The 12,128-nt window shown below is 31.0% G+C and carries 17 protein-coding genes; 3 read left to right on the top strand and 14 right to left on the bottom strand.

Annotation, left to right across the window (positions count from 1 at the left end):
• The first annotated feature begins 33 nt into the window (after positions 1-33).
• Positions 34-975: an AEC family transporter gene (locus ACY3JM_RS02930; RefSeq protein WP_463111667.1), complete on the top strand. Its 942-nt coding sequence runs from the start codon at positions 34-36 to the stop codon at positions 973-975.
• A gap of 60 nt (positions 976-1,035) precedes the next feature.
• Here the strand turns inward: ACY3JM_RS02930 and ACY3JM_RS02925 are convergent, their stop codons facing one another.
• From ACY3JM_RS02925 to ACY3JM_RS02865, 13 genes are all read right to left on the bottom strand, one after another.
• Positions 1,036-1,386, bottom strand: coding sequence for a HepT-like ribonuclease domain-containing protein (locus tag ACY3JM_RS02925; RefSeq protein WP_463083295.1), 351 nt, complete (start codon positions 1,384-1,386; stop codon positions 1,036-1,038).
• A complete protein-coding gene (gene mntA / locus ACY3JM_RS02920; RefSeq protein WP_463111666.1) occupies positions 1,370-1,762 on the bottom strand; it encodes a type VII toxin-antitoxin system MntA family adenylyltransferase antitoxin in 393 nt (130 codons plus the stop codon). The genes ACY3JM_RS02925 and mntA overlap by 17 nt, the downstream gene beginning before the upstream one ends.
• A gap of 3 nt (positions 1,763-1,765) precedes the next feature.
• Complete coding sequence (locus ACY3JM_RS02915; RefSeq protein ID WP_463082673.1) at positions 1,766-2,212, bottom strand: arsenate reductase ArsC; 447 nt, start codon at positions 2,210-2,212, stop codon at positions 1,766-1,768.
• A 446-nt stretch (positions 2,213-2,658) separates the two neighbouring features.
• Positions 2,659-2,985 carry an MBL fold metallo-hydrolase gene (locus tag ACY3JM_RS02910; RefSeq protein WP_463111665.1) on the bottom strand — a complete coding sequence of 109 codons (327 nt, stop codon included), beginning with the start codon at positions 2,983-2,985 and terminating at the stop codon, positions 2,659-2,661.
• Complete coding sequence (locus ACY3JM_RS02905; protein ID WP_463111794.1) at positions 2,963-3,298, bottom strand: NifB/NifX family molybdenum-iron cluster-binding protein; 336 nt, start codon at positions 3,296-3,298, stop codon at positions 2,963-2,965. The genes ACY3JM_RS02910 and ACY3JM_RS02905 overlap by 23 nt, the downstream gene beginning before the upstream one ends.
• A 41-nt stretch (positions 3,299-3,339) precedes the next feature.
• On the bottom strand, positions 3,340-4,164 hold the full coding sequence (locus tag ACY3JM_RS02900) for an Mrp/NBP35 family ATP-binding protein (RefSeq protein ID WP_463111664.1): 825 nt from the start codon (positions 4,162-4,164) through the stop codon (positions 3,340-3,342).
• Positions 4,161-4,349 (bottom strand): ferredoxin, encoded by a 189-nt coding sequence (locus ACY3JM_RS02895; protein WP_463111663.1) that lies wholly within the window; start codon positions 4,347-4,349, stop codon positions 4,161-4,163. Before ACY3JM_RS02895 ends, ACY3JM_RS02900 begins: the two co-directional genes overlap by 4 nt.
• A 166-nt stretch (positions 4,350-4,515) precedes the next feature.
• A complete protein-coding gene (locus ACY3JM_RS02890) occupies positions 4,516-4,737 on the bottom strand; it encodes a DUF5320 family protein (protein WP_463111662.1) in 222 nt (73 codons plus the stop codon).
• A 3-nt stretch (positions 4,738-4,740) separates the two neighbouring features.
• A complete protein-coding gene (locus ACY3JM_RS02885) occupies positions 4,741-5,121 on the bottom strand; it encodes a PadR family transcriptional regulator (protein ID WP_463111661.1) in 381 nt (126 codons plus the stop codon).
• 135 nt (positions 5,122-5,256) lie between these two features.
• Positions 5,257-5,724 (bottom strand): peroxiredoxin, encoded by a 468-nt coding sequence (locus ACY3JM_RS02880; protein WP_463083290.1) that lies wholly within the window; start codon positions 5,722-5,724, stop codon positions 5,257-5,259.
• A 63-nt stretch (positions 5,725-5,787) separates the two neighbouring features.
• Positions 5,788-6,192, bottom strand: coding sequence for a HepT-like ribonuclease domain-containing protein (locus ACY3JM_RS02875; RefSeq protein ID WP_463083289.1), 405 nt, complete (start codon positions 6,190-6,192; stop codon positions 5,788-5,790).
• A 13-nt stretch (positions 6,193-6,205) separates the two neighbouring features.
• A complete protein-coding gene (locus ACY3JM_RS02870; RefSeq protein WP_463111660.1) occupies positions 6,206-6,544 on the bottom strand; it encodes a DUF4388 domain-containing protein in 339 nt (112 codons plus the stop codon).
• Between the two features lie 60 nt (positions 6,545-6,604).
• Entirely contained in the window at positions 6,605-8,221 is a 1,617-nt protein-coding gene (locus tag ACY3JM_RS02865; protein ID WP_463111659.1) for an alkaline phosphatase, read from the bottom strand.
• A 137-nt stretch (positions 8,222-8,358) separates the two neighbouring features.
• Here ACY3JM_RS02865 and ACY3JM_RS02860 point away from each other — a divergent pair, with 137 nt between their 5' ends.
• Both ACY3JM_RS02860 and ACY3JM_RS02855 read left to right on the top strand, forming a co-directional pair.
• Positions 8,359-9,489: a glycoside hydrolase family 18 protein gene (locus ACY3JM_RS02860; RefSeq protein WP_463111658.1), complete on the top strand. Its 1,131-nt coding sequence runs from the start codon at positions 8,359-8,361 to the stop codon at positions 9,487-9,489.
• Positions 9,490-9,492: 3 nt separating this feature from the next.
• Positions 9,493-10,647: a GNAT family N-acetyltransferase gene (locus ACY3JM_RS02855; protein WP_463083285.1), complete on the top strand. Its 1,155-nt coding sequence runs from the start codon at positions 9,493-9,495 to the stop codon at positions 10,645-10,647.
• On the opposite strand, the gene ACY3JM_RS02850 is transcribed toward ACY3JM_RS02855, so the two are convergent.
• Positions 10,644-11,975, bottom strand: coding sequence for a glycoside hydrolase family 28 protein (locus tag ACY3JM_RS02850; RefSeq protein ID WP_463111657.1), 1,332 nt, complete (start codon positions 11,973-11,975; stop codon positions 10,644-10,646). The two genes, ACY3JM_RS02855 and ACY3JM_RS02850, sit on opposite strands and share 4 nt — an antisense overlap.
• Positions 11,976-12,128 lie beyond the last annotated feature (153 nt).

Below are 12,128 nucleotides of genomic sequence, written 5' to 3'. Positions count from 1 at the left end.
ATATTATAAAAATATATAAAAAGGAGCTTTACCATGCTTTTATCAATAATTAGCAAAATATTTCCTGTATTAATTTTATTTACCCTTGGACAATATTTTAAAAGAAGTGGATACTTAAGTCCTAATACATTAAGAGAAATTAAAACGTTAGTTGTTAACTTATTTTTACCCTCTTTAATTTTTCTCTCTTTTTCCCAAACAAATGTAGAATATAAGCATCTTTTAATTGCATTTACTATATTTGTTACATGTGGAGTTCTTCTTTTTATGGGTTATGGGATTAAAAGGGTTCTTAATATTAATTCAAAGTATTATCCTCTATTATTTACAGGATTTGAGGCAGGAATGCTTGGTTACTCAATTTTTACATTATTCTATGGCCCAGAAAATGTATTCAAATTTGCCCTTATAGACTTGGGACAAGTTACCTTTGTATTTTTTGTTATGGTTGGTATACTTACAAGCTTTAAAGATACTCAAAAACAAAGTTTTAAGAACATGCTCTCTTCTTTTATAAAAACACCTGTAATAATTGCTATTATCTTAGGAATTATATTTCAAAAAACTGGATTAATAAATATTTTTCAAGAAAATATACTTCTCTCTTCGCTCATAGAAACTTTAAAGCTTTTATCAAATATTACAGTACCTATGATTGCTTTAGTAATAGGATATGAGTTAGGATTCAAAAAGAAAAATCTCACCCTTACCATCTCTACAGTAGTATTAAGGCATATCATACTTTTGATCTTAGCCTTTATTCTTAATGAGATACTTATAATAAGACTCCTTCACTTGGATAAAATTTTTCAATCTGCCTTATTTACTATGTTTATATTACCAGCTCCCTTTATAATTCCATTATATATGAGAGATGAGGATAAAGAAGATGCAGAATTTATAGCAGGTGTTTTAGCTCTTAATACAATTATCTCAATAATCTTGTTTGTATTTGTTAACTACCTTCTAACATGATTTCAAGGTCTTTAATAAAATTCTCAATTTCTCCTTTCTCATATTTTATAAATTTTTCAATTAACTCCCATCTAAGATCAAGATATTAAATATGCTAATATATTTCTCATCTTTGTGATATCTGAGAGAGTAACAAAATTTATATTTTTTAAAAAACTCTATCTCTTTTAGAGAAAGAATTATCTCCCTGTAGGTATCTGGAAGGGTAATGTTAAATTCAGAAAGAATTATTTTAATTATATCTATTAATGCATTGGCAATATTTTCTATAATTCTCTCTATTATCCTTTGAGTATTTCTATCACTTTTGTAATCCTCATAAGTTATATTCTCATATCTTTTTAAATCTTGCATTTCCGTATTAATAAAATCTATTCTCTTAATTATTTTAATCTTATTTATATCTTTCATTCTCTCTTCTCATCTTGTATAGATCTAAAATAAAGTCCTTTAAGTCTATAGCTTCAGAGGATACCTCTAACATATAATCAGTATAAAAATCGTAATTTCTTATTATTATTTTTTCTCCTCTGATAGCCTCAAAAGCAACAAGAGGTTTCGCATTATTTAATACAATAAGGTCTATATCTTTTTTTAATAAATCCTCAAGTTCATCCCATATTTTTTCTACTTCTTTTATGTCATATTCCTTTAGATAAATAGCAATATCTATATCAGAATGTCTATGAACCTTTCCCTTGGATAAAGATCCAAAAAGAAAAGCCATTATCACATTTTCTTTTTTATTAAAATAATCTTTTAGTTTTTCTAAAATTTCTTCTTTCATAATTTAAGGTAAGAAAAATTGCTCTTTCTCTTCTTTATTCTCTATAAAAAATTCCTTTATCCATTCTAATATTTCATCTCTAACTTTTCTAAAGGCTGAAAGCTTCTCTTCATATGTACCTTCTACACTTGCTGGATCCATAAAACCTCTGTGAACATATTTTTTTCCACCAGGAAAATAGGGACAATTTTCCTTTGCATTATCACAAACTGTAACTACATAATCAAAGTTTTCTCCTTTAAATTCATCTATACTTTTGCTTTTATGATGAGAAATATCTACTCCTATCTCCTTTAGTACTTCTATAGCCAGAGGATTTACCTTAGAGGGATTAGTTCCTGCAGAAAAAGCTTGAAACCTATCTCCATACAAAGCATTCATAATACCTTCTGCCATCTGTGATCTTGCGGAGTTATGGGTACATATAAAAAGAACACGCTTTTTATCCATTGAATCACCTCTTGTTCAAGATTTTTATAGCCTCCTCTCCCGTACAATGATATGGGATTATATTCTCAATGTCAAATTTTTGAAGGCTATTTATTACTTTTTCTATTTTAGGAAAGGTAGATTTATAAAGATGAAAACCCCCTAATAAGAAGCTTTATTCTCTTATTAAATTTCTTTATTGCCTACTCCACTATATTAACAATTCCCCTATGAGCACATCCTGTGATCAAAGTTATACCGTCTCCCTCATCTATCACTAAATTTAATTCTTCTTCAAAAAAAATCTCTCTCTTTTTTGTCTCCTTTTAACACATAAAAATAAGGATCTGGTTCTTCAAAATTATTTCTAAAAGGTACAGGACCAAATACAAAAACATTATCAAAAATCTCCATAACTTCATCTTTAACGATAACAAAATCTAAAAATTCTTTTAAATTTTCCCAATTTATTCCCGTAAATCTATCATTACTATATTTTGGAAAAAAGCTTCTTCTCTAAGAATAACTTTATATTTCTTATTAAAAGGCAAAAGATGTTTTAGGCCTTCTGAATGGTCATAATGCCCATGACTTATAACTATACTTTCAACTTTTGATAAGTCTTTCCCTAATATATTTGCATTCCTAATAAATATATCACTTGCACCTGTATCAAAAAGGAGGGCTTTCCCCTCCCATTCAATTAATACGGAGAATCCATGCTCTGAAAAGAGAGGAGAAGAAAGCCTATCATCACATAAGACTGTTATTTTAGTCAAGAAGCTCTGAAACATTTCTAAGTTGACCCTTTAAGTAGAGTTCAATAGCTTTATCTACATTTGTCTCATCAGTCACATAAACTTCTATTCCAGCAGAAGTTAAATCATCATAAAGTCTTCTACCCATTCCATGAGATATTACAGCTTTACAATCTCTTAAATTTTCAATAATAGCTACATGAGTGTCATATTGATGATGAAGTCCCCTTTCACGTAAACCTCTTGCATGTCCAGTGAAAGTATTTGGAATATATTCTCTGCTTTTTACCTCACCATTTTCTATCTCAAAAATCACAAAACCCCTTGTTCTACCAAAATGAGAGGAAATAGTCTTTCCATCGTCAGAAGCAACTGCAATCTTAATAATATCTACCTCCCTTTTAAAAAATTTTCAATCTTATCAGTAATATCCAAAAATATCCTTGTAATTTCAGAATTTTTATCTTCTAAAATAAAAGGCACTCCTTTATCACCACTCTCACTAATCCTTGGATCTAAAGGTATCTTACCCAAAAAAGGGACTTTTAAATCTCTTGCAATTTTCTCTCCAGCCCCACTTCCAAGAATATCCACCCTTGTTCCACAATGAGGACAGACAAAACCACTCATATTCTCTACTATTCCTGTTACTGGCAAATTAAGAGCCTTTGCAAAGTTTACTGATCTTCTAACTACCCTTTCTGAAACCCCTGAAGGTATGGTTACAATAATAGCACCATCTAGATCTGGAAGTTCTTGAGCTATACTTAATGGTTCGTCTCCTGTACCTGGGGGGAGATCAATTATCAAATATTCAAGTTCTCCCCAGATAATATCTGATAAAAATTGCCTAATTAGTTGAGCTTTTAATGGTCCTCTCCAGATAATTGGAGAATCTTCATCTTGCACTACAAATCCAGCAGAAGCTACTTTAATCCCTAAGGGGCCTTCCACAGGAAGAATTCCTTCATCAGCTTGATATAATCTCTCTGCTGTAATATTAAATAATTTTGGGATACTGTATCCGTGTATATCAGCGTCTAATATCCCCACTTTTCCTTCAGATCTCTTCATAGCAAAAGCTATAGAGAGATTTGCAGAAAATGTACTTTTTCCTACTCCACCTTTCCCACTCATTATTACAATTTTATGTTGAATTTTACTCATTTTTTCTTTCATCTTTTCTTTTTCTTTATTAAAATCCTCACTTTTCATTCTTCCTTCTCCTCTATTAATCTATGATGATAGGATCCTTCTCTTATAAGAGCAGAGCCACAATTGGGACATCTCTCATCTCTGCAGGGAATCCCCTGGGTATGTATCTTTCTATACCCGCATTTAGGACATATACAAAAACCCTCAGAACCTAAGCCACTATGATCATGTATATGCTTCTTCATGCATAAATCACCTCTCTTCATTTTAGATTTACAAAATATTCAACTATGAAGAAATAAGGCAATTATAAGATAAATATCCCCAACATCCATTTCTAAACTCCTTCCTTAAATAAGTTAAATGTTTTTTACCTTTTATAAGGGGCGGGATAAACCCCGCCCCTTTCTTTTACTTAAGTTCTTCCAAGTGTCTCTTTATATCCTCAAGATCAGCCTCAAGATCTTTTTTCCAAGCTTCCAAAAGTTCCTTTTCTTCCTCCTTGGTAAGCCCAGAGTAAGGATAATATCCAGCACCTCTCCACCACCATCTACGACCCCAAAAAGACCATGGGCACCAAGGAGCTCCATAACCTCCGAAACCCCATCCACGACCTCTCCACCATCTCCACATATTTTACACCTCCTTTCCTTCAACAAATTCCAAAAATTTATCAATTCTATCTCTCATTTCCTTTATGTAATTTATTAACTCTTTTTTTACCATCTGTCCTTCAGGTGTAATTGAATAAACTCTCTTTGCAGGACCTTCTCCTGTCTCCCAACGAGATTTAATAAGACCTTCCATCTCCAGAATTCTAAGAATTCTATAACCTGTACCCATACCAGAAGGTCCTCTACAAAAGCAGAATTCAGGAAAATACTCATCAAGCATGTTTAAAAGCTCATACCCATGAAGATCCTTCTTAGATAGAGCAGAAAGCACAAAGACTCTGAGCCAAAATCCTGGGGCAAAACCCACATCTCTTTTTCCCATTCCTTGTCTAAATCCTTTCAAATATATTCACCTCCATATATATGCTACTTACATATATAAACCTAAAAAATATAAATGTCAATATTTAAAAATTAAAATTGGAAATATAGATAGTGGGGGTAGATTTAATTACCTTTTAATGAGGCTAAATCAAAATTAATCTTTTAAAAAAAGAAATATTTCTTCTATATCAGGAAGCTCTTTAAGAGGATATATTTTAAAAAAGATAATCTCTCCATCCTCATCTACAACTACATTCGCTCTTTCCGAAAATCCATATTCTTCTATGAATATGTTATATTTTTTGGCTACTTCCCCGTGCGGCCAAAAATCCGATAATATTCTCAACTTTTTTATTCCCAAACTGTCAGCCCAAGCCTTTTTAGATGGTACAGGATCCACGCTTATACCTACTGGTATTACATTAAGTTCAAGAAATCTTGCATAATTCTCTTCAAGAGATTGCATTTGTTTTGCACATACAGAAGTCCATGCCAAAGGATGAAAAGAAAGAAGTACCTTTTGTCCCCTAAAATCAGATAATTTAAATTCTTTTTCTTCTTGATCTTTTAATAAAAAATCTGGAGCCAACTCACCTATTTTGAGCCCTTTTTCTTTTGTCATGATACTCCCCCCTAAATAACAATTTATAGTATTTTAGCATGATTTCCATATTAATAGTAGATATTAAACCCTTATTCCTATTGTAATCCTATCTATAAATTCTTTAACAAGATCTAACCTTTCTAAGAGGGAGTAAAGCTTAAGAATATCTATTTCTATATATGGTCGTTTCAGAAGATCCCTATACTTCATAAGTTCCATAAGTTTTTCAACTATAATTCTATCCAATATTTTCATATCTCCTAACATGGCAATACATTCTTTAAAATTTGAAACACTTTCAATACCTTTCTCATTTAAATATGCACAGGCAATTTCACCTATTCCAGTAATACTTAAATATATTCCGTACTTTAAAGCATATTGTTTAATTTTATCCAATTTTAATTCATTTATATCAAAGTTTTTCTTCATGTATTCTAAAACTTCTAAGGTTTCATTCAACTTTTTAATTCTTTCTTTTATCATAAAGAATACCCTCCTATACATTTACAGAGGATAATTCTAAGGCTTTTCTTTCGTCATAATCTTTAAGTAGTTCTAAAATAATCTTTTCAGATCTATCCCATATTTTTCTTTCCACCTTATAATTTCCTTCGATAAAGCAAAAATCTATATATTCATAAAGTACTATCTCAAAAAGAGCGTCTTTCCCCCATCTTTTATTATAATACACATTATAAACTTCTCCATTATATATGAAAATTAATCCCTCATTATGGTTTATAGAAATCTCTAATATTCCTGTTTTATTAGAGTAGGTAAGAAATGAAATTAGGGTTATAAAATCAAGGGCTTCCAATTTACCTTCTAAAAACATAGCTTACTTACCCCCTTTTAATCTCATGGGGGGATAGATACTCTATCCCCCCTAAATTTTTTACTTTGATATAGATACAGAAAGTTCTTTACTTTCAGATGATAGAATATATTCTTTGAAAGGATCTATACCAATCAAACTGCAAAGCTTTTTATATAAATCTGTGTTATCATAATATCCTCTAAATATATGAGAACCAGCACCTATTGCATATACGGGTACAGGAGCTCCAGTATGGGAATAAGATGTAAAACCAATACCCGCTTTTTGATTCAAAATACGTGTAACCACAACTGTCAATGGATCATATCCTCCATATAATATATATGATCTATAGTCCTTAGGTCTTTTTTGAGAATCCATCATAGATACACTAAAGGCTTTTCTGATTTCTTCTATTTCATAATCATTAAGGGATAGTTGAAGCTTAATTTTTGCCTCCTTATCTCCTGACTTTGCCTTTTCTTCTAAAGCCTTCTTAGTGCTCTCATCAAGAATGGAAAGTCCATAATATTTTTCAATAAGTGGCAACAAATCTTCCAATTTAGCTTGATCTCCTGCTTTTACTCTGTAGTCTTGTACTATTTTTGAAAATTCGTCATAGGAGATTTTTTGATAAGAAAGAAGTTCTGGAAATACTTCATATTTTGTACCTGCAAAACCAATACTCATACCTCCAGTTTCATGATCTGCAGTAACTATGATAACAGTCTCAAAAGGATGCTTCTTGTAGAAATCTAAAGCAACTTTTATGGCCTCATTGAAATCTAAAACATCATATATAACACTCGCAGCATCATTAGCATGAGCTGCCCAGTCAATCTTTCCACCCTCAACCATTATAAAAAAGCCTTTTGGATTATCTAATACCTCAATAGCCTTTCTTGTAAAGTCAGCAAGAGAAAGTCCTATATTTGCTCCTCTAAGTCTATTTATTGCAAAAGGTAAAGCTTTGCTATTATCCAATATAGGATTAATAGCTATAACCTTATCATCCCCTTTTCCAATTAATCTGATATTTTCAATATTATCAACAATTTTATATCCTTTTTCCTTAGCTATTTCATATATATCCTTTTGTTTTCCATCTTTTCCTTTAGGCTGTAAGAATCCTCCACCCGCAAAATAATTAAAATTACTGTCCAAAAGTTCCAAAGCTATCTCATAATAATTGTTTCTGCTGGGTTGGTGAGCATACATACCAGCAGGAGTTGCGTGATCTATAGATACACTTGTCAAAACTCCTACTTTATATCCCATATCTCTTGCCATTTCTGCAATAGACTTATATTTTGTCTTGAGGGATGGATCCATATTTAATACACCATCGTAAGTTTTCTTTCCAGTAGCCATTGCAGTAATAGCAGAAGCAGAATCAGTGATATAACTGTCTGCAGCATAAGTAGTCATCCATCCTATATTAGGAAATCTGGTAAAATCAAGATTTTTAATAGATGGCTCTTTACTTTCTCTTTCTAAAAACATTTCTGTAGCATAAACATGATTCATTCCCATACCATCTCCAATAAACCAAAAAACATACTTAACTGGCCTACCTGAATAAAGGGTAACACTGTTGGACAAGGCATCTACCACATTAGAAGAAAAGAACAGAAAAGTAAAAAGAAGAAAGGAAAATAGCAGAATCTTTGAGAGAATCCTATCCATTTTACTCATATGAAGCACCCCCTTATTTAAAAATTTCTCAGTTTATAATTTAAATCACTGGTTTTAAATATTAGTTAAGGAATTATAAAATATTGATAACTATGTGTTAAAATAAAATTAACATATTTTATTAAGGGGGTTTACTAATGCATAAGAAAATAATAGTAGGATACTTCCCTGAATGGAAAGTAAAAGAGGAATATTTAAATTACTCTATAGAAGAACTTCCGTGGAACCTACTTACTCATATAAATTATGCCTTCATGAAAATAAAAGATGGAAGGGTCTCTCCCATCGATGAAAATCTATTCGCAAAAAACATGAAAACATTTAAAGAGTTGAAAGAAAAGCATAAAAATGTAAAAGTTTTAATATCCGTAGGAGGATGGACTGATTCAGGAGAATTTTCAGATGTAGCCCTTACTCGTGAGAGCAGATTAAATTTTGCTAAAAGTGCATTAGAAATTATAAGAGAATTCAGCTTGGATGGTATTGACATAGATTGGGAATTTCCAGTAGAAGGAGGCTTACCTACCAATAAGACAAGACCTGAGGATAAACAAAATTTTACATACCTTCTTAAAGATATAAGAGAGGAACTTTTAAAAGCAGAAGAAAAAGATAATAAACATTATTTATTAACCATAGCAGCCCCTGCAAGTTTTCAAATAATTCATAACACAGAACCAGATAAATATCAAATCTATTTAGACTTTATAAATTTAATGACTTACGATTTCCATGGTGTTTGGGATAAATATACCAATCATCATTCCCCCTTGTTTTCCAATCCTAAGGATCCTAATCCTCTAAGCAGAGAAAAAGCTAATTGCGATTTTGCAGTTAAAGAATATTTTAAATATGGTGTACCATCGAAAAAAATAATTCTTGGGGTTCCATTCTATGGGAAGGGATGGATATGTGAAGATGACGGAGATAATGGATTATTTGCAAAAGTTATAGGGATACCTATAGGTATTTATGACTCTGAAGATCATCCTTCAGGTAGCAATCCTTTCTTCTTCATAAAAGGAGTCTTAGAAAACAATCCTAATTATCTCAAGTTTAGAGATGAATATGCAAGGGTACCTTGGCTTTGGAATCCAAAGGAAAAAATCTTTTATACTTATGATGATGAAATATCTATAAAAGAAAAATGCAAATATGTTTTAAAAAATGGTCTAGGAGGAATTATGATATGGGAGATAACTGAGGATTACCCTTATAAAGGTAATACTTTATTAAAGATCATACATGAAAACTTTAAGGGGGAATAAATTATGGAAATAGTAAGATTAAATTCTTCATATATAGATGAACTCATCGAGCTTTGGAGTCAATCCTTTATACTTCCTTATGAACAGGTAAGCACTTGGGTAAATGAAAAAAACATCAGAAATTGCATAGGTGCTATCGAAAACGGGAAGTTAGTATCTGCATTAAGCATAAATGCATTAGAAGGTTATATTAGAAATGAAATTTTTTCTTTTTCAGGTATAGGTGGTGTCGCTACATTTCCAGAAAAAAGAGGAAAAAAACATGTTCATTGTTTATTAAAAGAAGCAATAAGAATATCAAAAGATGAGAAAAAGATTTTCTCTTCTTTATACCCCTTTTCTTTCGAATTTTATAGAAATTTTGGATGGGAACTTGGCGGATTTAAAAAAAGATATAAAATAAAAACTTCTCTCATACCAAGATACCAAGAAATAGAGAAAGTCAAAAGAATACCACTAAGTGAATGGAAGATAATAAAACCTATTTATGAAACCTATGCTAAGGGCTTTTCTGGAGCAATAAAAAGATCCGATGAACAATGGGAAAGTATTATCTTTAGGACAAAGAACCTTACCTACCTTTATATATATGAAGATCAAAAAATAGAAGGATATCTACTATATAATGTTGAAAAAACCAATATAAATAAAATTATAGTTAGAGAAATGATCTGTTTAAATAATTCCGCATATAAGGGATTTCTATCACTATTCTCAAGACAAGCTATGAATATAGAGGAAATAGAGATCACAACCCCATTAAACGATATACTTCCCTTTATTCTTCCTAATCCAAGCGTAGAATGTAATATTGAGCCTACATTTATGATAAGAATTGTTGATGTAGAAAAAGCCTTGTCAAAAATAAAATATAATGTGAAAGATAAGATTTCCATAAAGGTTAAAGATGAATATGCAGAATGGAATAACGGCGTATGGGAAATAGAGATCAATGATGAGGTAAAAGTTTTGAAAAAAGAAGATTCAGATTATGACTTATCCTTAAGTATTAATACTCTTTCCCAAATAATCTCAGGCATTTTATCACCAAAAACTGCCTATGAGTTAGGTCTTATAGAAATAAAAAATATTCCTATCCTTGAAAAGATGGAAAACCTATTTCCCGAACATCCTACCTTTTGCTGGGATTACTTTTAAAGAGTACTTTTACTAACCACATTAAAAATAGACAACTCTTTTATATCTTCTAAAATTCCTTCGGTATTAACCTTATTTTCTAAATCTTTTGAAATTCCATAAGTAATATTTTCAATTTTTAAAGAAAAGATATCTTTTCCAATTATCCAGGGTACTTTTCTCATATAATCTGGAAATGGTATATTAGCACTTGGAGATAGATCTAAATACTTACCAAAGATTTCTCTGTTTTTACCTAAATTAATACTTATATCTATATCTTTTAAAACCACATTTTTTATATTCTTATTCTTGCCATATATCAATATACCATTTTCTGATCGAGATTTTATATTACTTATACTCACATCCTCTATAGTATTACCATATTCAGGAGCTAATATTGCAATGGGTTCTCCTTTACCCCACCAAGTTCCTGCAAAGATCTTGGTTTCCATAATTATATTATTTATTATGATAGAACTTACATAACCAGATCTACCATTTGCAAAAATTCCTATCCCCCTATTTGAATTCCTTATGATTGAATTAGACAAAATAACATTCCTCACTTTACTATCAAGATGACCAATTCTTATTCCTGCTGATCTTGTTTCCATAACACAATTACTCACTATTACATTCTCACAAGGTATATCCCAATTAGTAATTCCAGTTATAGCTATACAGTCATCACCGCATACAAAATTGCTATTTGAGACCTTTATATTTCTTGATGAGCAAAAATGTAAACCATCACTATTAGGCACCCTCAAATTATTTATTATCTGTATACCATCCACTCTTATATCTTCTGATGAATTTATTGATACTGTCCAACAAGGAGAATCTTTTATAACAATATCTCTTATAGTAATGTTCTTACAATTATAAAAGAAAATAGGTTGTTTTGGACGATCTTTGGTTTTACATTCCGTTTCTTCAATCTGTTCCTCATTCAATGAAGATAATTCAGGGAAATTATTATGAGTTTTTGAAAAATCCATGAAACTTTCACCAGAAAGATCTATAATCCCCTTTCCTTCTACAGATATGTTTTTCTCTGATAAAGCATATAAAAATGATGTAACTTCACCCCATTCATTATGATAATAACCTATATTGTAATAATCATTAATATTTGATGAAGCCTTTAAAATAGAACCTTCCTCCAAATAAAGAGTTACATTGGATCTTAACCTCAAGGGTTTACATAAGTATATACCTTTAGGAATTATAACATTTCCCCATCCATGATCATAACAATAATCTATTGCCTCTTGAATTATCTTCGTATTATCTGTTTTTCCATCTCCTTTAGCACCTATTCTTGAAATATTTACTTCCATCAATAAAACCCCCAAACAAAGAAAAATAGAAATATATAAAGAGTACATAAAAAGGTGCCACAGGCTCAACGGACCCCTCAGTACTTCCCATCTGCACTTTACTGAGAACTTTCAGTCTCAGGCTTTAGCTCCAGGTTTCATGAGAGTACCAGG

The organism is Dictyoglomus sp. SSW (assembly GCF_055181335.1).
Note: the sequence above shows the minus strand (reverse complement) of the source record. Positions and strands in the feature narration are given on the sequence as shown.